24 protein-coding genes are annotated in these 21,790 nt (G+C 67.4%); 14 read left to right on the plus strand and 10 right to left on the minus strand.

The features are described 5' to 3' along the window. Positions 1-12 precede the first annotated feature (12 nt). From malQ to EYZ64_RS17545, 4 genes are all read left to right on the plus strand, one after another. A complete protein-coding gene (gene malQ, locus EYZ64_RS17530) occupies positions 13-2,154 on the plus strand; it encodes a 4-alpha-glucanotransferase (RefSeq protein WP_135455166.1) in 2,142 nt (713 codons plus the stop codon). Positions 2,155-2,233: 79 nt separating this feature from the next. Then, positions 2,234-2,644, plus strand: coding sequence for a hypothetical protein (locus tag EYZ64_RS17535; RefSeq protein WP_135455168.1), 411 nt, complete (start codon positions 2,234-2,236; stop codon positions 2,642-2,644). A 97-nt stretch (positions 2,645-2,741) separates the two neighbouring features. Next, on the plus strand, positions 2,742-3,641 hold the full coding sequence (locus EYZ64_RS17540) for a metal-dependent hydrolase (RefSeq protein ID WP_135455171.1): 900 nt from the start codon (positions 2,742-2,744) through the stop codon (positions 3,639-3,641). 11 nt (positions 3,642-3,652) lie between these two features. Beyond that, positions 3,653-4,771, plus strand: coding sequence for a PDR/VanB family oxidoreductase (locus EYZ64_RS17545; RefSeq protein ID WP_210115523.1), 1,119 nt, complete (start codon positions 3,653-3,655; stop codon positions 4,769-4,771). A gap of 4 nt (positions 4,772-4,775) precedes the next feature. On the opposite strand, the gene EYZ64_RS17550 is transcribed toward EYZ64_RS17545, so the two are convergent. Then, complete coding sequence (locus EYZ64_RS17550; RefSeq protein ID WP_167857866.1) at positions 4,776-5,273, minus strand: NUDIX hydrolase; 498 nt, start codon at positions 5,271-5,273, stop codon at positions 4,776-4,778. Positions 5,274-5,571: 298 nt separating this feature from the next. On the opposite strand from EYZ64_RS17550, the gene EYZ64_RS17555 reads away from it, so the two are divergent. Further along, the gene (locus EYZ64_RS17555; protein WP_135455173.1) at positions 5,572-5,871 is read left to right on the plus strand and encodes a hypothetical protein; all 300 of its coding nucleotides are present in this window, start codon (positions 5,572-5,574) and stop codon (positions 5,869-5,871) included. A gap of 101 nt (positions 5,872-5,972) precedes the next feature. After that, positions 5,973-6,743 (plus strand): SGNH/GDSL hydrolase family protein, encoded by a 771-nt coding sequence (locus EYZ64_RS17560; protein WP_135455175.1) that lies wholly within the window; start codon positions 5,973-5,975, stop codon positions 6,741-6,743. On the opposite strand, the gene EYZ64_RS17565 is transcribed toward EYZ64_RS17560, so the two are convergent. From EYZ64_RS17565 to EYZ64_RS17575, 3 genes are all read right to left on the minus strand, one after another. Beyond that, on the minus strand, positions 6,740-7,141 hold the full coding sequence (locus EYZ64_RS17565) for a DUF732 domain-containing protein (protein ID WP_135455177.1): 402 nt from the start codon (positions 7,139-7,141) through the stop codon (positions 6,740-6,742). The genes EYZ64_RS17560 and EYZ64_RS17565 overlap by 4 nt on opposite strands. 44 nt (positions 7,142-7,185) lie before the next feature. Beyond that, positions 7,186-7,749 carry a hypothetical protein gene (locus EYZ64_RS17570; RefSeq protein WP_135455180.1) on the minus strand — a complete coding sequence of 188 codons (564 nt, stop codon included), beginning with the start codon at positions 7,747-7,749 and terminating at the stop codon, positions 7,186-7,188. 71 nt (positions 7,750-7,820) lie between these two features. Then, a complete protein-coding gene (locus tag EYZ64_RS17575) occupies positions 7,821-8,621 on the minus strand; it encodes a ketosteroid isomerase family protein (protein WP_135455182.1) in 801 nt (266 codons plus the stop codon). A gap of 89 nt (positions 8,622-8,710) precedes the next feature. Here EYZ64_RS17575 and EYZ64_RS17580 point away from each other — a divergent pair, with 89 nt between their 5' ends. The 3 genes from EYZ64_RS17580 to EYZ64_RS17590 all read left to right on the plus strand — a co-directional run bounded on the left by EYZ64_RS17580 (position 8,711) and on the right by EYZ64_RS17590 (position 11,420). Continuing rightward, a complete protein-coding gene (locus EYZ64_RS17580) occupies positions 8,711-9,097 on the plus strand; it encodes an Rv0313 family protein (protein ID WP_135455184.1) in 387 nt (128 codons plus the stop codon). Positions 9,098-9,210: 113 nt separating this feature from the next. Further along, complete coding sequence (locus tag EYZ64_RS17585) at positions 9,211-9,648, plus strand: hypothetical protein (RefSeq protein WP_135455185.1); 438 nt, start codon at positions 9,211-9,213, stop codon at positions 9,646-9,648. A gap of 101 nt (positions 9,649-9,749) precedes the next feature. Beyond that, positions 9,750-11,420: an acyl-CoA synthetase gene (locus EYZ64_RS17590; RefSeq protein WP_135455187.1), complete on the plus strand. Its 1,671-nt coding sequence runs from the start codon at positions 9,750-9,752 to the stop codon at positions 11,418-11,420. Positions 11,421-11,446: 26 nt separating this feature from the next. Here EYZ64_RS17590 and EYZ64_RS17595 read toward each other — a convergent pair whose 3' ends face one another. Genes EYZ64_RS17595 through EYZ64_RS17605 form a run of 3 tightly spaced genes read right to left on the minus strand, consistent with a single transcriptional unit; the run spans position 11,447 to position 13,927 of the window. Continuing rightward, positions 11,447-11,905: an SRPBCC family protein gene (locus EYZ64_RS17595; protein ID WP_135455189.1), complete on the minus strand. Its 459-nt coding sequence runs from the start codon at positions 11,903-11,905 to the stop codon at positions 11,447-11,449. 4 nt (positions 11,906-11,909) lie between these two features. Further along, the gene (locus EYZ64_RS17600) at positions 11,910-13,094 is read right to left on the minus strand and encodes a cytochrome P450 (RefSeq protein WP_135455191.1); all 1,185 of its coding nucleotides are present in this window, start codon (positions 13,092-13,094) and stop codon (positions 11,910-11,912) included. Then, on the minus strand, positions 13,091-13,927 hold the full coding sequence (locus tag EYZ64_RS17605) for a mycofactocin-coupled SDR family oxidoreductase (RefSeq protein WP_135455193.1): 837 nt from the start codon (positions 13,925-13,927) through the stop codon (positions 13,091-13,093). The genes EYZ64_RS17600 and EYZ64_RS17605 overlap by 4 nt, the downstream gene beginning before the upstream one ends. Before the next feature lie 114 nt (positions 13,928-14,041). Here EYZ64_RS17605 and EYZ64_RS17610 point away from each other — a divergent pair, with 114 nt between their 5' ends. The 5 genes from EYZ64_RS17610 to EYZ64_RS17630 all read left to right on the plus strand — a co-directional run bounded on the left by EYZ64_RS17610 (position 14,042) and on the right by EYZ64_RS17630 (position 19,278). Continuing rightward, positions 14,042-14,635 (plus strand): TetR/AcrR family transcriptional regulator, encoded by a 594-nt coding sequence (locus tag EYZ64_RS17610; protein ID WP_135455196.1) that lies wholly within the window; start codon positions 14,042-14,044, stop codon positions 14,633-14,635. Continuing rightward, positions 14,632-16,152 carry an AMP-binding protein gene (locus EYZ64_RS17615; protein WP_135455197.1) on the plus strand — a complete coding sequence of 507 codons (1,521 nt, stop codon included), beginning with the start codon at positions 14,632-14,634 and terminating at the stop codon, positions 16,150-16,152. The genes EYZ64_RS17610 and EYZ64_RS17615 overlap by 4 nt, the downstream gene beginning before the upstream one ends. A 265-nt stretch (positions 16,153-16,417) precedes the next feature. Further along, positions 16,418-16,939, plus strand: a complete 522-nt coding sequence (locus EYZ64_RS17620) for a hypothetical protein (RefSeq protein WP_135460087.1) — start codon at positions 16,418-16,420, stop codon at positions 16,937-16,939. Positions 16,940-16,945: 6 nt separating this feature from the next. Beyond that, positions 16,946-18,277, plus strand: a complete 1,332-nt coding sequence (locus EYZ64_RS17625) for a Dyp-type peroxidase (protein WP_135455199.1) — start codon at positions 16,946-16,948, stop codon at positions 18,275-18,277. Continuing rightward, complete coding sequence (locus EYZ64_RS17630) at positions 18,274-19,278, plus strand: hypothetical protein (RefSeq protein WP_135455201.1); 1,005 nt, start codon at positions 18,274-18,276, stop codon at positions 19,276-19,278. The genes EYZ64_RS17625 and EYZ64_RS17630 overlap by 4 nt, the downstream gene beginning before the upstream one ends. Before the next feature lie 19 nt (positions 19,279-19,297). On the opposite strand, the gene EYZ64_RS17635 is transcribed toward EYZ64_RS17630, so the two are convergent. The 3 genes from EYZ64_RS17635 to EYZ64_RS17645 all read right to left on the minus strand — a co-directional run bounded on the left by EYZ64_RS17635 (position 19,298) and on the right by EYZ64_RS17645 (position 21,765). After that, the gene (locus EYZ64_RS17635) at positions 19,298-20,344 is read right to left on the minus strand and encodes a DUF7159 family protein (protein WP_135455203.1); all 1,047 of its coding nucleotides are present in this window, start codon (positions 20,342-20,344) and stop codon (positions 19,298-19,300) included. A 123-nt stretch (positions 20,345-20,467) separates the two neighbouring features. Next, positions 20,468-20,968 (minus strand): nuclear transport factor 2 family protein, encoded by a 501-nt coding sequence (locus tag EYZ64_RS17640; protein ID WP_135455205.1) that lies wholly within the window; start codon positions 20,966-20,968, stop codon positions 20,468-20,470. Further along, a complete protein-coding gene (locus tag EYZ64_RS17645; protein ID WP_135455207.1) occupies positions 20,965-21,765 on the minus strand; it encodes an SDR family NAD(P)-dependent oxidoreductase in 801 nt (266 codons plus the stop codon). Before EYZ64_RS17645 ends, EYZ64_RS17640 begins: the two co-directional genes overlap by 4 nt. Positions 21,766-21,790: the final 25 nt, after the last annotated feature.

Consider the following 21,790-nt stretch of genomic DNA (forward strand, 5'->3'; position numbering starts at 1 on the left):
AAGATTGGCGTCATGAACGAACCGTCCCCGGCCCTGCTGGAGTTGGCTCGCCGCTACGGCGTGGCCGCGGAGTTCGACGACTGGACCGGCCGGCGCACCGCTGTCGCGGAGTCGACACTGGTCGCCGTGCTCGAAGCTCTCGGCGTGCCGGCCGGCACCGAGCGGGAACGCGCCGACGCGCTGGCCGGGCACGACCGCCAGTACTGGCAACGCCCTCTGCCGCCCATCGTGCTGGGCCGGGCGAGGGAGCCGTCGAGTTTCTGGGTGCATGTCACCCACGGGGATCCGGTCGAGCTCACGCTGTTCCTCGAGGACGGCACCGAACGCAGCGGCCTGCGACAACTGGAGAACAACCGGCCCCCGTACGACCTCGGGGACCGGTTGGTCGGTGAGGCCACGTTCGAGCTGCCGGCGGACCTGCCGCTGGGCTATCACCGGCTGCGGTTGCGGGTCGGTGAGTTCGATAGCGAAACCCCTGTGGTGATCTCCCCCGCCACGCTGGACCTGCCCGCCCGGCTGGGCCAACGGCGAGCCTGGGGCCTGGCCGTCCAGCTCTACAGCGTTCGATCTCAAAGCTCCTGGGGCACAGGCGACATCACGGACCTGACCGATCTGGCGGTGTGGTCGGCGGCCGAGCACGGCGCGGGTTTCATCCTGGTCAATCCGCTGCATGCGGCCGCCCCCACCGCACCGATGGAGCCCTCGCCGTATCTGCCCACCTCCCGTCGCTTCGGCAGTCCGCTCTACCTGCGGGTGGAAGCCATCCCGGAGTTCGCCGCGGTCCCACACCGCGGCCGTATCCGGGCGCTGCGCACCGCGCTCAACAAACGTTCCGACCGCCACCCGACCATCGACCGTGATGCGGCCTGGCAGGCCAAACGCACCGCACTGGAGCAGGTGTACCGGGTCGAACGTTCGGCGGGCCGAGAGGTGGCGTACGCCGCCTACCAGGCCCGGCAGAGCCGCAGCCTCGAAGATTTCGCGATCTGGAGCGCGCTGGCCGAACGGTACGGTGCCGACTGGCACGGCTGGCCCCACGCGTTGCAGCATCCGGCGAACCCTGAAGTCGCCGCATTCGCCGCGGCCAACCCTCAGGCCGTCGACTTCCATCGCTGGCTGCAGTGGGTACTCGATGATCAGCTCACCGCGGCCCAGGCCACCGCGGTGCAGGCCGGGATGGAACTCGGCATCATGAGCGACCTCGCCGTCGGCGTCGATCCCGACGGTGCCGATGCCTGGGCCCTTCAGGACGTGCTGGCGCTCGGGGTCACGGCGGGCGCACCGCCGGATGAGTTCAACCAGCTCGGGCAGGACTGGTCACAGCCGCCGTGGCGGCCGGACCGCCTCGCCGAGGAGGCGTACGAGCCGTTCCGGGCGGTGGTCAACATGGCGCTCCGGCACGCCGGCGGGGTACGGATCGACCACATCATCGGCATGTTCCGGTTGTGGTGGATCCCGAAGGGGGCCGCACCGACCGAAGGCACCTATGTGCGCTACGACCACGATGCGATGATCGGCATCATCGCGCTCGAGGCGCACCGGGCCGGCGCCCTCGTGGTCGGCGAGGACCTGGGCACCGTCGAACCCTGGGTGCGTGACTACCTGCGCGAGCGGGGCCTGTTCGGCACCTCGATCCTGTGGTTCGAGTCCGACTGGTCCGGAGGACCCTTACCCGCCGAACACTGGCGCGAGTACTGCCTGTCGTCGGTGACCACCCACGATCTCCCTCCGACACCCGGATATCTGGTCGGCGAGCACGTGCGGTTGCGGGAACAACTGGGCCTGCTGACCCGGCCGGCCGATCAGGAACTGGCCGCGGATCGCACCGCGCAGGCAGCCTGGCTCGACGAGCTGCGCCGGGTCGGGTTGCTCGGACCCCGTCCGGACACCGATCAGGTCGTATCGGCGCTGTACCGCTATCTGGGGCGCACTCCCTCGAAATTGCTGGCTCTGTCGCTGGCCGACGCGGTCGGTGAGGTGCGCACCCAGAATCAACCCGGCACCACCGACGAATACCCGAACTGGCGGATACCGCTGGCGGGTCCCGACGGCAGGCGAATTCTGCTCGAACATGCGTTCGTGGATCCGCGAGCGGCGGCGTTGTGCGACGTGATGTCGGCGATCACCGCCCGCCCGACCCGGGACCGGATGTAACGCGCGGGGCGTCTGCTCCGGTTTCACATTCGTCACAGCTGCGATATGTTCGCAAACGCACCCGACTGACGGAGTTCACGTGAAGAAGCTTGTTGCGCTCAGCGGCGGTCTGCTCGCCGCCGGTTCGATCGCCCTGCTGGCCGCAGGCACCGCCACCTCACAACCGACCGCTTCCTCGGTCAACGTCGTCGGCGAGCCCTATATGAAGGCGCTGGCGATCCTGAAGAGCCAGGGCGTCAGGGCCACCTTCGGCGGTTCCTTCGGCAGCGCCCTGCCGCAGTCCGAGTGCCTGGTCGATTCCCAGAAGATCAACTCCAGCGGCAAGATGATCCTGATGCTCGATTGCAGCGAGGCCGCGGCCCAGCAGGGTGCCGATTCGGCTGTCCCGGGCGGCCCGAGGGTCGGCAGTAACGGTGTGACCACGGTGACGCCGACGCCGGTGGTCCCGATCGCCGGGGCGCCGGGCGCGGGCACCCCGCCGCCGGCCTGATCTGAACCGGGCCCGCCCCGAAAGAGGCAACCCGGTACCGCCGTTCCCACCTAAATCCGTACACTGCTGAGAGTCCACTCATCCCAGGAGGCTCTCGATGTTGCGTCCGTTGCGGTTCGACCATGAGATCGACCCCGGCCCGGTACAGATCCAGGCCAGGAAGGTGCACTTCGATCTCGACGACATCCCGTTGCACTGGATCCCAGGCCATCCCGTGGCCTCGTCGATGGTGAATCTGTTCAACGTGGTGCTGCCGGTGGCCGAGCACTGGTTCGTCGCGACGTTCAACGAAGCGCTGCCGTATGTGCGCGATCCCAAGCTCGCCGACGACATGCGTGGCTTCATCGGCCAGGAGGCCACCCACGCCGAGACGCACGATCAGGTGCTCGACCAGTTCCTCACCAGCCACGGTGTGGATTACCAGCCGGTGCTGTCCTTGGTGGAGCACGTGTTCACCAAGACGCTGGCGCCGTCGGACTCCCCCGATCCGCGCCGCAGGCTGGCCCATCTGTGCGACCGGCTCTGGCTCATCGCCGCGATCGAGCACTACACCGCGGTGCTGGGGGACTTCGTGCTGAACTGCGCCTGGGAGGACTACGACACCGACCCGACGATGACCGACCTGTTCCGCTGGCACGGCGCCGAGGAGGTCGAACACCGCAGTGTCGCCCACGACGTCGCGGTGTACTTCCAGGACAGCTATTTCAGCCGGGTGCGGGCGATGTCGATCGCCGCGACGGCCGTCTACCTGTTCTTCCAGCGCGGCTGCTGGGCGATGGTCAAGAGCGACCCGACCCTCGACATCGGCTGGTGGCGGATGAACAAGATGCGCATGCGTGATTCCAAGCTCGGGCTGCTGCCGAAGTTCTCCCGGATGTTCGGCTCGAACACCCTGGCCTACTGCCGGCCCGGTTTCTCCCCCGAGGAGATGGGTTCGACGGCCCAGGCTGTCGCGTATCTGGCGAGTTCGCCTGCGGCGCGGGCCGCGCACCTGTGACGGGCTCAGCCATGCCGACGCTGTCACTGATATCCCGATACCGCCGGCTGCCACCGAGCATGTCGGGCCGTTTTCGCCACGATCCGATGCTCGGCGCCGCCGGTGCCGCCATCGCCACCATCTGGACGGTGGGCCGGCTCGTTCGGCGCACCAGTCTGCCGCCACCGGAGCTGGATCGCACGATCGCGCTGACGGTGACGGGCCGGCAGGTGGTGGCCCACGATCAGGACGTCATCGCGCTGACGCTGGCCGCCGCTGACGGCGAGAAGCTGCCGCAGTGGTTTCCGGGTTCGCATATCGACCTGCACCTGGCCAGCGGTCGGGTGCGGCAGTACTCGCTGTGCGGCGATCCGACGGTTACCGACAGTTATCGAATTGCGGTGCGGCGCATCCCCGATGGCGGCGGCGGCTCCGTCGAGGTGCACGACAGCCTGCAGATCGGCAGCCGGGTCAGCACCCACGGCCCGCGCAATGCATTCGCCCTCACGGTGCCCGGCTACGGGTCGCCCACCCAGCGGTTCCGCTTCATCGCAGGCGGAATCGGCATCACCCCGATCCTGCCGATGCTCGGGTTGGCGGCGCGGTTGGGTATCGACTGGTCGATGGTCTACGCCGGGCGCAGTCGCGACAGCCTGCCGTTCCTGGACGAGCTCGCCCGGTTCGGCGACCGCATCGAGATCCGCACCGACGATGTCGACGGCCTGCCCAGTGCCGAGGATCTTCTCGGTGACTGCCCCGACGGCACCACGGTGTATGCCTGCGGTCCGGCCCCGATGCTGACCGGAATCCGGGCCGCGCTCACGGGCCGGGACGACGTGGAGCTGCATTTCGAAAGATTCGCGGCGCCACCGGTTGTCGACGGTGCCGAGTTCTCGGTGACCATCGCCTCCACCGGCACCTCGGTGACCGTCGGAGCCGACGAGACCCTGCTCGCCGCGTTGGGCCGGGCCGGGGTGAATGCCCCATACTCATGCCAACAAGGTTTCTGCGGAACGTGCCGGATCCGGGTCACCGACGGGACTGTGCAGCATCGCGATACGTTGTTGACCGACCCCGAGCGCGATGCGGGCTACCTGCTGACCTGCGTGTCACGGGCCGAGGCCGGGGACCGGCTGACGCTCGATCTCTGAGTCGTTACCCGGCTTCCGGATGACCCTCTCCGTAGCCGGCCAGCTCGGGCGCGGCCATCAACCGGTCCAACAGGGGACGCTGCCCATTCAGCAGCTTGGCGCGCGCTGTCGCCACCGAAACCCAAGCGACACGGTCGATTTCGGGGAACTCGACGAACCGCCCCGACCCTTTGGGCAACTCCACCGTGAACGTGTTGCTGACGGCCGTGGTGGTGTCGAAGTCCCCGTGCACCGCGAAGGCGGTGACCAACTTGCCGCCCGCCTGGCGTACCGGTTCGAGATCGATGCGCGGGCCTGCGGGTGGCGGGGCACCGAGCTCCTCGGTGAATTCACGTTGGGCCGCCGCCCAGGGATCTTCGCCGTCGTCGTACTCCCCCTTGGGCACCGACCACGCCCCGGCATCCTTGCGGGCCCAGAACGGCCCGCCGGGGTGGGCGATCAGCACCTCGACATCGGTTCCGGTGAAGCGGTACAGCAGCACCCCGGCACTCAGCTTGGCCACGGGTTGCACGCTACGCGGTGACGCCATTCCGGCAACATCGGTGATGCAGACCACTTTGCCAGATGTGCGTAATTCCAGTCACTTCGGCATCGGCATCACGAACCCCGCCTGGCACCCATCCCCCAATTCCCGAATGTGACGCACCCCTCGTCAAACACTTTCGTACAGCCGGAATTTTATTTGTGAACTGCCGGTTAACTCTTAGGTAACACCTAAGAGAACTTGCTACGGCGCCAACCGACATGCGCTAACGGCGCGCCGCATGCGGCATAACAGAACAAGAAAGAAGGCACCAAAGATGATGAGACTCGGATTTGCTACAGCACTGGTCGGCGCAGCAGCCGCGGCGGTGATCGGCCTGGCCGCGCCCGCCCAAGCCGCACCCACCGGCCCGGGCAATGCCCAGCAGACCATCAGTCAATTGCAGTCGCAGGGCTACAAGGTGATCGTCAACCACGTCGGTTCCACCCCGTTGGACAAGGCCACCGTGGTCGCAGTGCGGCCGGGACAGACCTTCAGCCGGACGGATTCCAGCAGCCCGGGCGGCGATTTGCAGACCACCGTGCTCAACAAGACAGTTTACGTCGATGTGAAGTAAGCCCAAACATTGCGAAACATCAAGGAGGGGCGCCCTTTTCGGGCGCCCCTCCGACGTGTCTGGGTGCAAGGCCCGATCTGGTGCGCGCTAGAGTCCCCAGAGTGCGACGTTTCACCCGGTATGTCGCCCTCGGCGACAGCCAGACCGAAGGACTGTGGGATGGCGACGACACCGTCGGCCTGATGGGTTTCGCCGATCGGCTCGCGGTGCGCCTCGACGGGCTCTACCCGGGGTTGGGTTATGCCAATCTCGCCATTCGCGGCCACCGGATCGGCGATGTACTCCACACGCAGCTGCCCACCGCGCTCTCCATGCGGCCCGACCTGGTCACCGTGTGCATCGGGATGAACGATGTGACCCGGCCCGGGCGCTCGTTCACCCGCGCACTCGGCGATCTCGAGCACGTCTACCGCATGCTCGCGGAATCCGGGATCACCGTCGTCACGACCACGTTCCCGGACATCACCCAGATCCTGCCGGTGGGTCGGTTGCTCGGAAAGCGGGTGGTCCAGATCAACGACGCGATCAACGAGGCCGCCGATCGGTACGAGTTCCACCTTGTGGATCTGTACTCGGCGCCCTCTATGCGCGAGACGGAAACCTGGAGCCCCGACCGGGTGCACGGGTCGGCGAAGGGACACCGCCTGTTCGCCGCAGCAGCTGCCGAGGCGCTCGGATTGCCTGGCAGCAACCATGATTGGGCGCTGGCAACCAGCCCCGACCAGACTCAGTCGTTCCGGTCCCGGGCGTACTCACAGGTGCTGTGGACGCAGAACATGCTCATGCCGTGGCTGTGGCGTCACTTTCGCGGGCAGTCCGGCGGCACCGGCCGCTTGCCGCGGCGGCCCGCCCTGATGTACCTGAGTGCCTAACCGAAGCCGAGGATCGACCAGGCGAGATCGGCCGGGCCGCCGGTCAGATTGCCCTCACCGGCCTTGGCCACCATCGCGGGGCAGAACGTCGAGATCGCGATCCCGGTGAACATCGTGGCCGGCCCCAGTGACATCCCGCCGGTATCGGCGACCTTGGCCGCCACATCGGCGGCGTTCTGACCCGGCTCGGCAAGCATCGGGCACACCGACTGCCCGAGCGTGACGGCCTGAGCCGGATCCACCGCACCCACGCCCGCCTGACTCAGCGCGTCGACGAAAGTCTGATCAACCGGATCGGCGTGGGCCGGCGCGGCGATCATCACAGCTGCGACCCCAGTCACCAGCGATGCCCCGACACTCGCGAGCACTCGACCGGACCGGATCACGTTGCGCTGCATGGCTTGAATCCTACGGGCCGTCACGCAGACGGCCCGCCGAGGTGTCAGATCCCGCCCCAGGCCGAGTCGAGTTCCTTCGCGACGTCAATCACCTTGGCCTGCTCGGATTCCGGGCTGTCGATCTCACCTGCCACGTGCGCGGCGATGAACCGTTTGATCTCCGCGTCAACTCCCGCCAGGATGCGCAGCACCTCGGCACGCAACGACTTGGAGGTGACATGGATCGAGATGTCGGACGGCCGCGGCTTCTTGACGTCGAGGATCAGCAGCAGCGGCTCGGCGGCCAACGCCGAGGCGCGCAAGGCGATCTCGCCGAACACCATGAACTTGGGGCGGTCGATGCGCAGGTCGATCACCATGTCGATCTCCAGCGGGATCCGGATGGAGAACGTGATGGTTTCGCCCACGATGCGACTCACCCGGGGCTTCTGGATCTTGACCCGCGCGGTGACCTTGGCGATCTTGCCCGGTCCCTGGCCGATCGGGCCCAGTTCGAACGCGTCGCCGGCGATCGCCCCGATGGCGTCGCCGACCCGGTCCTCGGATACGGCCACCTCGAAGAACCGCCGACCGAATTCCTCGTAGGTGATGTAAGCGTGATCAGCCATGATCCTTCTACGGTCTCACGCCGGGATGTGGGGACGGTGCAGCCGGGCCCGTGTGCGTGTTCATGCCGCGTTCACGTCGCGTCAGCGAAGTACCGCAACCTGGCGACCGCGCGCGGCCCGCTACCCAGATCGGCGATCAGGACGGCCCGGCGGCCGTCGCGGTCCAGCCCGGCCACCAGACTCGACCCGGACGCGATCAGTTTGCGCCAGGACGCGCCCGAGGTGAGTTCCACCAGCCCGGACGCATTCAGCGGTCCCTCGTCACCGGCACAGATGACGGTGTCGGCACCCAGCCGCCGTTGTACGGCCACCGCGTCCCCGGCGCACAGGTCGTCGAGCAATCCGGCGATCACGCGCTTACCCGCCCGGCCGGCGCCGCCCATCCCCTTGGCGAACCCGAGCGTGCCCGACGGCCCCTGGTTACGCAGCAACGCCACGCTCAGGCGCAGCCCGACCGGCACCGCGCCGAGGCCTGCCCGGGCGAATTGCCCGATCATCGCGGGCAGCTCCCAGTAGGCCTGCAGCTCGGCGATACGCGGCCCGGCCGACGCGGGAACCACCGCGTAGCGCAGATAAGCGGGGATCCGCATGGTGACCGACGGGCTCATGACGACCTCGAGCTCGAGGTCGCGGATGACCGTCGACCCGCTGACGATGTCGACGTCTCGGTGGAAGGTGATGTCGCGCGGGGCGATGAAGGTGTCGTAGAACCGCTCGATCTGCGCGGGCCCGCGGTGTGGCCGTGAACCCACCGGGTCCTCGACCTGTCCGCCCGCAGCGAACAGCCCCACCCATCCCTGCCGGTCGTGCGCACCCGCTGCCTGCGGTGACAACTCGACAGTGGTCAATAGCTCGTCCCGTGTGAAGACCATATGGATCGTTTACCATCCCGCCCGGCCGCGCGTGCGCGCACACTGGTGTTGGACACGTGGGATTACCCACAACCACCGAGGAGAACGCAATGAGTGGCAGTGGACCGTTCGGGTTCGACCCCGAGGACTTCGACCGCGTCGCCCGCGAGGCGGGCGAAGGGTTACGCGATGCCCTCGACGGGTTGGGCAAATTCTTGGGCAACCCCGGTCAGGGCGGCGGCTGGGCAGGACTGCTGGATGAGGTGTCCCGGTTCTCACGGCCGAGGACACAACCGGAGACCACCGGGGAGAAGGGTGACGGGGTGTGGGCGATCTACACCGTCGACGACGCCGGCGGTGCCCACATCGAGCAGGTGTATGCATGTGAGCTCGACGCCCTGCGGGCCAACGCCGGCAACACCGATCCCACCCGCCGGGTGCGGTTCTTGCCCTACGGCATCGCGGTCAGCGTGCTCGACACCGATACCGGCGAGTAACAACGACCCCAAATGTCGACTGATCGCCTTGGCGACCGGCTAGGCTTCTGGCCCAAAGTCAACGAACTGGCCAGCCTGATGCGACTGGCGGTCGGCAATGCTGAGGGTGGAACATGATTCGCGAACTCTTCGCCACGACGGCGGTCGCCGCGGCGGCACTGGCAACAGCGATCTCGGCAGCGCCGGGCGCCATGGCCGACGACGGCAGCAACATGTATCCCGACAATCCAGGCCGCTACCCCACCGATGTCCCGGGTATGAGCTACGAGGCTTCCAACGGTGCTCCCTGCTACAGCTGGGATCGCAACGTGTTCGGCCGCGGTCCGGGCGGCACCGCCATGCAGTGCAAGTGGATTCCCAACCAGTGGCCACCGGTCTACACCGGCTTCTGGACCTACGCCTACCCGTTGAACGGCGTGCAGGAGATCGGGTCGCCGTGCCCGGGGCCGCAGGAGGCCGCTCAGTCGCCTGACGGCCGGCCGATGCTGTGCCTCGGACCGCAAGGGTGGCAGCCCGGTGTGCTGACCGGAGACGGGTTCTTCCCGGTCTGACGGATACCTTCGCGAGCTGAGGCGCGCGTCACATCCCCCCGGCCATACAGCCGGGTGGTGCATGTATGGTCGTGGGGCCCGAATCCGTGACCAGGAGTGCCATGAGCGACGTCAAGTTCGATCTGTCCACAGTGTTCTCCACGGTGGCCAAAGCCGTGCCCGATCAGACCTTCCTGGTGTGGCGGGACCGCCGCTTGAGCTACGCCGAGTTCGACGCGCGCGTCGACGGCTTCGCCCACTATCTGGTGTCGGCCGGCCTCGGCCCGCACACCGAGCGGGATGGGTTGGCCGGGCACGAATCAGGTCAGGACCACCTCGGCATCTACCTGCGCAACGGCAACGAGTACCTCGAGTCGATGATCGGCAGCTACCGCGCCCGGGTGGCACCGTTCAACGTCAGCTACCGCTACGTGGAGGAAGAACTCCTCTACCTGCTGAAGGATTCGAACGCCCGGGCGGTCATCTACAACGCCGAGTTCGCGCCCAGGGTGGCCGCGATCCGCGACCAGCTGCCGAATCTGCGGGTGCTCATCCAGGTCGCCGACGAATCGGGCAACGAACTGCTGCCGGGCGCCGTCGATTACGAGACGGTCCTGAAAACTCCTGCGCCACAGGCGGGAATGCCGACCCCGTCGGGCGATGATCTCTACGTCCTCTACACCGGCGGCACCACGGGCATGCCCAAGGGCGTGCTGTGGCGCCAGCACGACATCTTCCTGTCCTCTATGGGTGGCCGGCCGTTCGGCAGCGACACCTTCATCGCGTCGTACGAGGAACTCGCCGAGCGGGCCCGCACCGCGGGTGGCGGCTTGTCGCTGCTGATGATCCCGCCGTTCATGCACGGCGCCGCCCAGTGGGCCGCCTACAACGCCATCACCATGGGCGGAAAGCTCGTCATCCCCGACGATGTGGTCCGCATGCGCCCCGACAACGTGCTGACACTCGCTGCGCGCGAACGGGTGCTCAGTATCCCCGTCGTCGGCGACGCGATCGCCCGGCCGCTGATCGACGAGATCGAGAAGGGCGACTACGACCTGTCCGGTCTGTTCACGATCAGCAACGGTGGCGCGCCGCTCTCGCCGACCGTGCGCGAGCGAATCCTGGCCGCACTGCCACATCTCATGCTGATCGACGCGGTGGGCGCCTCGGAGTCCGGCGCACAGATGAGCACCGCGTCGACCGCGGGCACCGAGTCCGAGGCCGCCACCTTCAACGCCCAGTCCGATACCGCGGTGGTCGCCGAGGATATGTCCCGGGTGCTCGGCCCTGGCGAAGGCGGCGGCTGGCTGGCGCGGCGCGACCTGATCCCGCTGGGCTACCTGGGCGACGAGGCCAAGACCGCACGCACCTTCCCCACCATCGACGGAGTGCGCTGGTCGGTTCCGGGTGACCGGGCAAACGTCTTGGAAGACGGACGGATTCAGCTGCTGGGCCGCGATTCTGTCACCATCAACTCCGGCGGCGAGAAGATCTTCGTCGAGGAGGTCGAGCGGGCCATCGCCGCGCACCCCGCCGTCTACGACGTGGTTGTGGTCGGCCGCCCCTCGGAGCGTTGGGGCAACGAGGTCGTGGCGGTCGTCCAGTTCGCCGAAGGCGCCTCGGCCACCGATGAGGAACTCGTGGCGGTGTGCGAGCGTGCGATCGCGCGCTACAAGATCCCGAAGGCCTTCGTCCGGTCACCCCAGATCGTGCGCTCCCCCGCAGGCAAGGCCGACTACCGCTGGGCGAAGTCGGTGGCCACAGAGCACGCGGAGGCGGTCGCCACCTCGTAGTCCGAGGAGTCCCTTTCGCGAACCGCTCAGACCGCGAACAGTTTCCCGATCGCCGCGAGCATCGTGGCGTGGGCGTCCACCGCCTGCTCCACGGTGATCGCCAACAACGGCCTGGGCGCGGCAATGGTCAGCTCCTCGGTGATCCGGGTTCCGGTCTCGGTTGCCGCGAAGTCCACTTGGCTGTCCAGTTGCACCTGCGGGAACTGCCGAGCCTGCGCGGTCACCGCGCCTGCGGTGGGAACGATGAGCCGTGTCCGGTAGGTGATCGGAAGTGCAAACGGCCCCAATGGGATTCGATCGCGGATCTGATAGTCCTGCTGATACCCGTCGGCCAGGTCCACCCGGGACGTGCTGCGCACCCACTGCACGAGCGGGTGCACCTGCGAGATGTTGTCCAGGTCGACGTAGAAGGCCCGCACCTGCTCGGGTGGTGCGGGCACCTCACCGCTGACGCTGCGCCGGGCCCGTCCGATCCAGATGTTCACGTGCTCAGTTCACCACAAGGCGCAGTTGCTCCCAGCCGCGCACCGTGGAGGTCGGAGCGAGTTGCGCACTGTCGTAGTCGATCTCCCACTCAGGGAAGCGGTTGAGCAGCTCGTCGAGCGCGACGCGACCTTCCAGCCGGGCCAGGTTGGCACCCAGGCAGTAGTGCAACCCCTTGCCGAAGGTCAGGTGACTGATGTTGTCACGGTGGATGTCGAAGGTATCGGGGTTGCGGTAGCGACGCGGGTCGCGGTTTGCGGCCCCGAACAACAGCAGCATCGCACTCCCGGCCGGCACCGTGGTGCCGTCGTACTCGAAATCCCTTGCCAACCAACGTGCCACGTGCGGTCCGGTTGGTTCGAAGCGGAGTGTCTCGTCGACCGCTCGGGTCAGCAGTGAGCGGTCCTGGGTCACCTCGCGACGCTGGTCGGGGTGTTCGGCGAGCACTTTCGCCAGCCAGCCGATGAGCCGGCCGGTGGTCTCGTTGCCCGCCCCGGCCACTACCTGGGTGTAGTGCAGGACCTCTTTGCGCTCAAGCTTGCGGGTGACACCGAACTCGTCGGTGAACTCGACGTTGAGCAGCGCCGTCATCAGGTCGTCGGAGGGGTTGTTGGCCCGCCACTCGACGTAGTCGGCGTAGATCCGGCCGTCGGCGATACGGTCGGCCTGGACGACCTTCATCGGCGCGCCGGGCCTGGTGCGCAGATTGGCGTCGTTGGCATCCCGAACCTCGATCTGCTCGGATTCCGGTATACCGAGCAGCATTCCGATCACCCGCATCGGCATCATCGAGGCCAGTTCGGCGATGATGTTGAATCCGCTCGAGCCGACCAGCGGGTCCAGACAGCGCACGCAGAACTGCCGGATCTGATCCTCGATCTCGGCCATCCGCCGCGGCGTGAACACCCTCGACATCAGCCCGCGCAACAGGGTGTGCATGGGCGGGTCTTCGAACATCATCACGCCCGGGGGCATGTCGAAGTCGGAATTGACCAGTTCGAGGATGTCACTTCGGCTGTTGGAGAAGGTTTCCCAGTCCGACAACGCCTTTTCGACATCGGCGTGCCGCGACAACGCCCAGAAGTCATAGCGCTCGTTGTGATAGATCGGCGCCTCGTCGCGCAGGCGGGCGTACACCGGATACGGGTCGGCGACGATGCCGACGTCGTACGGGTCGTAATAGACGGTCATTTCAGGCAGCTGCCGGCATCGACGGGCAGGGTGACCCCGGTGATGTACCGGGCTTCGTCCGACGCCAGGAACAGCACCGCATTGCTGATGTCCTCGGGCGTGACCCACGGGATCGGCAGCATGTGGAAGGTCTGGCAGATCGGCGCCAGATCGTCGGGTCCAGGATTCTCCAGATCCGGCCGGAACATGCGGTAGGTCTTCTCGTTCATCAGCATCGGGCTGTTGACGTGGGTCGGATGCACAGAGTTCACCCGGATCGAATGCGGGCCCAGCTCGACCGCGAAGCTGCGCATCAGGCCGACCACGCCGTGCTTGGCCGCGACATAGTGCCCCGTGAACGGGTAGGCCTTCGACCCGGCCACCGAACTGGTCAGGATGATCGAACCGCCGCGCCCACCCGCGAGCATTTGGGGCACACCGGCTTTCACCGTCTTCCACACCCCGCTCAGGTTGACGTCGATCATCTCCTGCCAGAGGTCCTCGTCCATCCGGTCCAGCTTCACCCCGGTGGTGCCGATGCCCGCGTTGGCCGCGATGATGTCGAGCCGGCCCAGCTGCTCGACGCCGCTGTCGACCGCTGTCTTGAGTGCGCTGAAATCGCGCACGTCGACCTCGGCGGTGACGATGCGTCGGCCCAGGTTCTTGACCAGATCGGCGGTCTCGGCGAGGTCCTCGGCCGTGGCGCCCGATGCCGGTGACCGGTCGAAGGTCGCGCAGATGTCCACGGCGATGATGTCGGCGCCCTCGGCTGCCAGCCGCACGGCATGGCTGCGCCCCTGCCCACGTGCCGCCCCGGTGATCAGTGCAACCTTGCCGTCGACCCGTCCTGTCATTGCCCACCTTCGTTGCCGGGGCAGGTGCCACCGCACTGCCGAGATTGGGCGATCGCCCAATAATTACACTCAGGCCATGTCTAGCAGTCGTCGCCGCGCATGGTCAAGGGTGCGATGAGTACGCAAAAGGCCCCTTCCGGACGCGATTCGACCACCCGACGAGCGCTGATCCGGGCCACCGCCCAGGTCATGCTCGAAGAGGGATACGCCGCGGCGACGTCGCGGCGGGTGGCCGCGAAGGCCGGGGTCAAGCCCGCACTCGTGCACTACTACTTCCCCAGCATGGACGACCTGTTCGTGGCGGTGTTGCAGGCCGGCGCCGAGACGAACCTGAGCACCCAGCAGGAGGCGTTCGCCGAGGACTCCCCGCTGCACGCGCTGTGGGAACTCAACAGCGCGCAGGGTGCGGCGCTGTGGATGGAGTTCATGGCGCTGGCCAACCACCGCAAGGCCATCCGCAGCGAGATCGCCGGCTACGCCGACCGGTTCCGTGACCTTGAGGAGTCGGCGATGGCCTCGGCGCTGCGGGCCCACGGCGTCGACACCGACGAGTTCCCACCCGTGGTGATGTCGATGATCGTGGCGAGCCTGGCGCGCATCCTGGTGCTCGAGCAGGGCCTGGGCATCAGCCGTGGCCACAGGCAGGCACAGGATTTCGTGCGGCGATATCTGGACCGGTTCGAACTCCCCCCGGGTGGCCCGGCATGACCCTTCTGCATGAGTTGATCTCGGCGGCGGCCGCCGGTGCGCCTCAGCGCCGGGCCGTGGTGACCGATGACGGCACCACCGCGACATTCGCCGAGTTCGATCGCCAGATCCGTGGTGTCGCAGGCTGGGTGGCCGCCCGGACCGCCCCGGGTGACCGGGTCGCCGTGGTCGCCGACAACAGCGCGGCCTACGCGCAGCTGTACTACGCCGTACCGCGCAGTGGACGCGTACTGACGCTGATCAACCAGCGTCTCAGCCCGGCCGAGCAAGCCGCGCAGTTGGTCACCGCCGCTCCCTCCCTGTTGCTCGGCGACGAGCGTTATCTGTCGGCCCTGGCCGGCAACGGAGCTCCCGTCGAGCACGCAATCGCGTTCGAAGGCGAGCGGTGGCGGACCGCCCCCGCTGCCGATCTCCCCTGCCCTGAGGTCACGAACCCCGACGATCCGGCCTGGCTGTTGTTCACCAGCGGATCCACGGGTGTTCCGAAAGCTGTTGTGCACAGCCATCGTTCGATCCTCACAGCGGTATGGGGGTCGGTCGAGGGCCGCTCCGTGCAGCCCGGCGGGGTGTATCTGCTGCCGTTCCCGATGTGTCACATCGCCGGATACAACATGCTGGTCCAGCATGCGGTCGCCGCCACCGTCGTGCTGTGCGCACAGTTCCGCCCGGAGGGTTTCGCACAGCTCGTCCGCTCACACGGGGTGACCTCGTGCTCGCTGGCGCCGACGATGCTGCACTCGCTGCTCGGCCATCTGAGCCGCACCGGGACCGAGTTGCCGAGCCTCCGGGCGATCGCCTACGGATCGGCCGCGATGCCGCTGGATTTGCTTCGCCGGGCGATCGAGATGCTCGGGGTGGACTTCCACCAGGGTTACGGGATGACAGAAACCGGTGGGAACATCACGTTTCTCGGTCCCGACGACCATCGGGCCGGAGCCGCGGGGCGACCCGAGTTGCTCACGAGCGCCGGCTATCCGCACCGGGACGTCGAGATCGGGATCGCCGGCCCCACCGGTGGGCTGCTGCCGTCCGGGCAGGTCGGCGAGATCGTGGTGCGCGGCGCGCAGGTGACCCCCGGATACTGGCCCGGCGGTGTGACTACCGAGAACGGTTGGCTGCACACCGGCGACATGGGCCGCATCGATACCGACGGCAGACTGTTCGTGGTCGACCGGCTCAAGGACATCATCGTCACCGGCGGCGAGAACGTGTCGTCGCGGGAAGTCGAGGATGTGTTGTCGGGCCACCCCGCGGTAGACCAGGTGGCCGTGGTCGCCGTCCCCGACGACTACTGGGGCGAGGCGGTGTGCGCGGTCATCGTCCTGGTGCAGGGACACCGACCTACTGCCGACGAGCTCGTCGACCACGTCCGGACAGAGATCGCGGGTTTCAAACGACCGCGGGTGGTGCTGTTCACCGACGCGCTACCGCTGACCGGCAACGGGAAGGTCGCCAAGGACCAGGTTCGCACCTTCGCTCGCGCTGCCGTGGACCGGCGCGGCGCCCAGGACGCGTAACAGATCGGGCCGCTGCCCAACCTCTGGCGCCCTGTCACTCGGGACGGTCGTGGCCTACCCCTCGAACGGCCCCGACACAGCGGACAATACGCCCGGTACGCGTGTTATCCAGGTTTTCCGAGAAATGCCCCGTCAAATTTAATGACCCGTCAACATATTCGCCGTTGGCGGGCCCCCAGCAGTGCTAGCGTTCCGCGTTATCTGAGATCGCATAGGGGGTCCCAAATTGACTGCCACAAATCCTGACTGGACCAAACCGGCTGCGATGGCCATCCCGCCGGAGGGGTACTTCGAACTCGAGGAGGGCCGCTACGGGCCCACCTACCCGAGAACTCCTGCCTGCCACGGCTTTTCCATCATCGCGAAGGTAAAAGAAGGCCGTGAAGAGGTGGTGCGCGCATACGGCAAGCAGATCGAGGAGGCGATCGCAGCCAGCCCGGACGTGCTGGCGCCGCTGCGGCTGCATTATTTGCGTTGGGTACTTTTCGACGTCGGCTCGGGACTGCATTTCCAATATCAGGGCATCTTCGACACCGACTTCGACAAGTACACCGAGGATGCGGTGCAATTGTTCAGCGCCACCGGCATCACCACCGTGTTCACCAATCTGGAGGGGTTCCCCGAGGACTGGAAGGAAAACCCCCAGGCATTCATCGAGTTCGTCCGGGCCCACCAGGTCCCGAGCTTCCTGGAGTACGGCGAGTACCCGTACGTGACTGCCGACGAGATCAAGAAAGCACTGCGGCTCAAGGCCGCCTTCTCCACCATGCTCGATCAGATGCAGTAGCCGGCCGTGCTCGAGTTCGACGAGATCCAGCACATCCTGCTGACCCGTACCCCGGCCATCACCGGGCGCTACGAGTTCCTGACCTTCGACACCCCGGAGGGCGGCCGGGCCTGGCTCACCGAGCTGCTGGACAAGGTGCAGTCTGCGTCAGACGCGATGTCCACCATGGACGAATCCGACCGGTGGGTGACGCTGGCGTTCACCTGGACCGGACTGCGGGCACTCGGTGTCGGTGAGGAGTCGTTGGCCACGTTCCCGGATGCGTTCCGGCAAGGCATGGCGCAGCGTGCCACGATCCTTGGCGATACCGGCGAGGCGGCACCCGAACACTGGTTGGGCGGTCTGGCCGGGGAGGATCTGCATGCGATCGCGATCCTGTTCTCCCGTACCGACGAGCAGTTCCACCGCTCCATCGAGGAGCACGACAAACTCCTGGACCGAACCGCCGGGGTGCGGAGCCTGTCCTATCTGGACCTGAACGCAACCCCGCCGTTCAACTACGCCCACGACCACTTCGGGTTCCGTGACCGGTTGTCCCAGCCGGTCATGAAGGGTACCGGGGAGGAGCCGACGCCGGGTTCAGGTGACCCGCTGGAGCCCGGTGAGTTCATCCTCGGCTATCCCGATGAGGATGGATCTATCCCCAATCTGCCGGAACCGGAAGTGCTTTCACGCAACGGCAGTTACATGGCCTACCGCCGGCTCGAGGAGCACGTCGGGTTGTTTCGGGACTACCTTCGCGAGCGGTCGGATTCGCCGGAGGCCGAGGAGCTGCTGGCCGCGAAGTTCATGGGCCGGTGGCGCAGCGGCGCTCCCCTGGTGCTGGCACCCGAGCACGACGATCCCGAGCTGGGCGCAGATCCCATGCGCAACAACGATTTCAACTACAAGGAGATGGACCCCTTCGGCTACGCCTGCCCGCTGGGGTCGCATGCGCGCCGGCTCAACCCACGTGACACCGCGCACTACATGAACCGGCGCCGGATGATCCGGCGCGGCGCCACGTACGGTCCGGCCCTACCCGACGGTGCACCCGATGACGGAGCGGATCGCGGCATCGCCGCGTTCATCATCTGCGCCGACCTGGTGCGCCAGTTCGAATTCGCGCAGAACGTCTGGATCAACGACAAGACGTTCCACGAACTGGGCAACGAGCACGACCCGATCTGCGGCACCCAGGACGGAACCCTGGACTTCACCATCCCCAAGCGGCCGATACGTAAGGTGCACAAAGGAATTCCGGCGTTCACCACACTCCGGGGTGGCGCCTACTTCTTCCTGCCGGGCATGTCGGCACTACGGTTTCTGGCCACCGGCGGTGCGGAGGCAGCCTCATGACCGGTGCCCGCACCTACAACCAGACGCACGTTCCGCGCCGGCACGACGGACGCCGCCGGATCAGCATCTACTGGACCTGGAGCTACCCGTGGGAAGCCCAGCGCGATCCGGCGGCCATGGAGAACCGGTTCTCCACCATGACCGAGGTCCGCAATGTGCTGTGGCCGTCATATGAGACGCCCGAATACGATGCGGCCGCCTTCCTGCAGGGCATCGCCGGCACGCTGGAGTTGTTCCACCGTTCGACGCTGGCTTTCCAGGAGTTGGCCGGTGACGTCACCGGGCATCCGGTGGCGGTGTTCCAGCGAATCGATCAGGCCGGATACCGCCTTCCGATCGATGAGCGGGTGCTCGACGATTGCGACACCCTGATGGTGTTCGGCCTCGACCACATCCTGTCCGAACAAGAGGCCGCCCCGGCCGAGGTCGACGCGATCCGCCGCTGGCTGCAGCGTGAGGGCACCTGCCTGCTGCTGGCGCCGCATCACGATGTCGGCGACACCGACGACTACGCCCGGCGCCAGGTGGAGTACCTGCATCACGGCGATCCGCTGGTACCGCGGCAACAGCGCTTCGGGCAGTACACCCGCTCGTTGATGGCGGCGCTGGACGTCCCGGTGCACAACGTCTGGGGATTGCGCCCGGCAGTCGTGGAAGGCACCACCGAGATCGCGCCGTTGACGGCACTTCGCGATCTGGACTCCCCCGGACTGCTTGCCGATGTCACCACCTTCAACTTTCACCCGCACCTGCCGCACTACGAACTGACCGCGCCGGAAGGCGATGCGCTGCGGGTGCTGGGGCGCCAACTGGTCGACCCCAACCGGCCGCATCCGTTCACCGAGGCGGGCAACTCCGAGTTCAACGCACTGATCTGGATGCCGCCGGCGGCCGGCCGGGCCGGTGACATCGTGCTGGTCGATTCCACCAATTTCACGACGTTGTTCGGCGGCACCGACAGCCTCAGGCATTTCTGGAACAACCTGGCGACCATGCCGTGATTCGGGCGGCGGCTCCCCGCTAGGGCATCGCGCCGAGGAACCACAGACCCGCAGGCGCGGGCGCCGGCGCAGGTGCGGGCAGCGGCACTGCCGCGGGGCCGGGCGCCGGGTCGGTCGCGAGGTGCGCCTCGACCGCCGGTGGCCCGACGATCGGCCCGGTGACCGTCGCCGGAATGTGCTGCACCGGAACCGCGCTCACTGGAACGGCAATCGGGGCCGGCTGCTGGAGCGGCCTCGGGTCGACCGGCATCTGCGCGACGACCGGCACTGCCCCATGCGCCACCGGAATCGCTTGAGGCGCAGTAATTTCCGCCGCAGCGACAGGCTGGACGGCCATCGCGGGCTGGGCGGCTTCCGCCGACAGCGTCGACACCAACGGTTCGGCCGGTTCGGTGATCGGTGCCCGGGCGGCCCGCTCAGCCGCTGACTGCTCGTCGGGCAGCGCCACCGATCGTGCTGCCTCGCGCGGCGTGGTCACAGTGATGAGCTGCGGTTCTGCGGCCGCAGAAATGTCAGCATCGTCGGTGGCCGCGACCGGGACCGGTTCGACGTACTGCGATCCCACCGTGAGCAGGCCCGTGGCAACCGCCGCTGCCGTGGCGGCCAGGGCGCGCGCGGCAGCGTACCTGCGGGGCGCCGGAGGCCGGACCGCGACCGGCCTGGGCGCCCTGACAACCGCGTTTGTCGCGACGGCCAGTGCTGCGGACCGCGCGGCCCGCAGCTGCGTGTCCGTCCCCGGGTCGTCTGCGTCGGTGGTGTCGGACGAATCGGGGACGAGCCGCACATCGTGGAATCCCGCGGCGGCAAGCAGGTCGAGGAGTTGGGCCAGGTGATCGTCGGAGACCGGGCCGACGGCCGAGACACCGATCGCGGCCACGTCCTGGCCGCTGGAGGCGGCGATCGCCTGGGCACTGCGGGCAGCGGCGGCGGCCCGGGCGGTCAGCTGGTCGGCGGAGTCGACATCGAACGCATCGTCATCGAGCGGGGTCGCGTCCGCGCAGCGGCCGTCGACGAGTGCCCAGGCGATGCCGTGCGAAGTCACCGACAGCCCCAGCACTGTCTTCACCCTGAGACCCCGATTCCCCTCGTGCGGCTGACACCCGACCGCGACGAGCGTAAGTCGCCCCACCCGTATCGGCATCTCGTAGGAGGGATCGGTAACCGCTTGGGCACCGAGAATTCATCTGGGTCAGGTCGCGGGCTCTCCGGCCACGCCGGCGATCAGCAGCCGGTGTGCTGCCGGGTCGCCGTTGAGCAGGCGGCTCGACCGCCGGGTGATCTGCCAGTGCCCTTCTCTGCGGGCCAGTTCGAAGTGATTGGCCGTTGCCCGCCACACCACATATTCACCGGACCCCTCGGGGTTCTCGCGGTGGACGAGCACCAGCGACTCACACACGGCCACCGCGGTGTCGGCGTCGACGGTGACCACGGCGGGGCCGAGAAAGTGACTGCAGCCGGTAGCCACCAGGGCGCGGTGGGATTCCGAGCTGACCATCGCGTGGACGTCTGCCCGGCTGGCCATCGCCCAGCCTTCGACCTCATAGCGACCGTCGGTCGCCCATAGCGCAGCGGTCCCGTCGGCGTCGGCGGCGTCCACGTGCGGGCCGTATGACGCGATCAACCGGGCGATGTCGCGTTCGTCCTCGAGGCGGCGCAGTCGCGCCTCGAGCGCAGCCACCTCGGATGTCATTGCGGCGCCCGCTGATTGATCAGGTTGCGGATGGCGGCATCGGACTTGAGCACCACCTGAGCCCGGTCCGGCGCACTGTTCATCTCGGCGCGTTTGGCGTTGCCGCCTGCCACGTGAACCGGCCCCGCACCGAGGTGGTCCAGCCCTTCGGCGGCGACCTCGGCCGGATCGTTGATCCGCATTCCGGGTGCCTCGAAGTTGAGACCGGCGCGCTCCATCGCCGGGGTGCGGGTCACGCCGAGCACCAGCTCCAGCACGTCGACGTTGTACTCGCGCAACTCCAGCCACAGGCTCTCGGCGAACAGCCGGCCGTACGCCTTCACCCCGCCGTAGACGGTGTGCCGCATCGACCCCGCGTAGCCCGCCAGTGAACCCACCAGCAGGATGCCGCCCCGGCCTCGCGCGGCCATCGGCCGGCCGAAGTGCTGGACCAGCTCCATCATCCTGGTGATGTTGAGGTCGACGACCTTCTGGAAATCGGCCAGCGGCGCGTCCAGGAAACGTTCGCTGCAGGTGTTGGCGCCGGCGTTGTAGATCAGCAAGCCGACCTCCAGGTCGGCGGTCGCATCGGCGATCTCGGAGACCGACGCATCGTCCACCAGATCCACCGCCATCGTGCGCACCTGCACGCCCAGATCCCGGCAGCGCTGCGCGGTGGCTTCCAAGGGGCCTGGCTTACGCGCCAGAAGCACCAGGTTGAACCCGTCTTCGGCGAGCATACGAGCGAACTCTGCGCCGACCCCCTCGGAGCCGCCGGCGATAACAGCCCACGGGCCGTATTTGGGAAGGTCGGTCATGCCTCGGATGCTATCTTTGGCCGCC

This window comes from Mycobacterium sp. DL99 (assembly GCF_004762045.1).
GTDB lineage: Bacteria > Actinomycetota > Actinomycetes > Mycobacteriales > Mycobacteriaceae > Mycobacterium.

Excerpts from the sequence above, each read along its gene's own strand:
- EYZ64_RS17590 (WP_135455187.1), top strand. The coding sequence starts at position 9,750 with ATGAGCGACGTCAAGTTCGATCTGTCCACAGTGTTCTCCACGGTGGCC.
- EYZ64_RS17620 (WP_135460087.1), top strand. The coding sequence starts at position 16,418 with ATGGCCATCCCGCCGGAGGGGTACTTCGAACTCGAGGAGGGCCGCTAC.
- EYZ64_RS17570 (WP_135455180.1), bottom strand. The coding sequence starts at position 7,749 with ATGGCTGATCACGCTTACATCACCTACGAGGAATTCGGTCGGCGGTTC.
- EYZ64_RS17540 (WP_135455171.1), top strand. The coding sequence starts at position 2,742 with ATGTTGCGTCCGTTGCGGTTCGACCATGAGATCGACCCCGGCCCGGTA.
- EYZ64_RS17610 (WP_135455196.1), top strand. The coding sequence starts at position 14,042 with ATGAGTACGCAAAAGGCCCCTTCCGGACGCGATTCGACCACCCGACGA.
- EYZ64_RS17615 (WP_135455197.1), top strand. The coding sequence starts at position 14,632 with ATGACCCTTCTGCATGAGTTGATCTCGGCGGCGGCCGCCGGTGCGCCT.
- EYZ64_RS17630 (WP_135455201.1), top strand. The coding sequence starts at position 18,274 with ATGACCGGTGCCCGCACCTACAACCAGACGCACGTTCCGCGCCGGCAC.
- EYZ64_RS17555 (WP_135455173.1), top strand. The coding sequence starts at position 5,572 with ATGATGAGACTCGGATTTGCTACAGCACTGGTCGGCGCAGCAGCCGCG.
- malQ (WP_135455166.1), top strand. The coding sequence starts at position 13 with ATGAACGAACCGTCCCCGGCCCTGCTGGAGTTGGCTCGCCGCTACGGC.
- EYZ64_RS17600 (WP_135455191.1), bottom strand. The coding sequence starts at position 13,094 with ATGACCGTCTATTACGACCCGTACGACGTCGGCATCGTCGCCGACCCG.
- EYZ64_RS17605 (WP_135455193.1), bottom strand. The coding sequence starts at position 13,927 with ATGACAGGACGGGTCGACGGCAAGGTTGCACTGATCACCGGGGCGGCA.
- EYZ64_RS17645 (WP_135455207.1), bottom strand. The coding sequence starts at position 21,765 with ATGACCGACCTTCCCAAATACGGCCCGTGGGCTGTTATCGCCGGCGGC.
- EYZ64_RS17565 (WP_135455177.1), bottom strand. The coding sequence starts at position 7,141 with ATGCAGCGCAACGTGATCCGGTCCGGTCGAGTGCTCGCGAGTGTCGGG.
- EYZ64_RS17545 (WP_210115523.1), top strand. The coding sequence starts at position 3,653 with ATGCCGACGCTGTCACTGATATCCCGATACCGCCGGCTGCCACCGAGC.
- EYZ64_RS17585 (WP_135455185.1), top strand. The coding sequence starts at position 9,211 with ATGATTCGCGAACTCTTCGCCACGACGGCGGTCGCCGCGGCGGCACTG.
- EYZ64_RS17575 (WP_135455182.1), bottom strand. The coding sequence starts at position 8,621 with ATGGTCTTCACACGGGACGAGCTATTGACCACTGTCGAGTTGTCACCG.
- EYZ64_RS17640 (WP_135455205.1), bottom strand. The coding sequence starts at position 20,968 with ATGACATCCGAGGTGGCTGCGCTCGAGGCGCGACTGCGCCGCCTCGAG.
- EYZ64_RS17580 (WP_135455184.1), top strand. The coding sequence starts at position 8,711 with ATGAGTGGCAGTGGACCGTTCGGGTTCGACCCCGAGGACTTCGACCGC.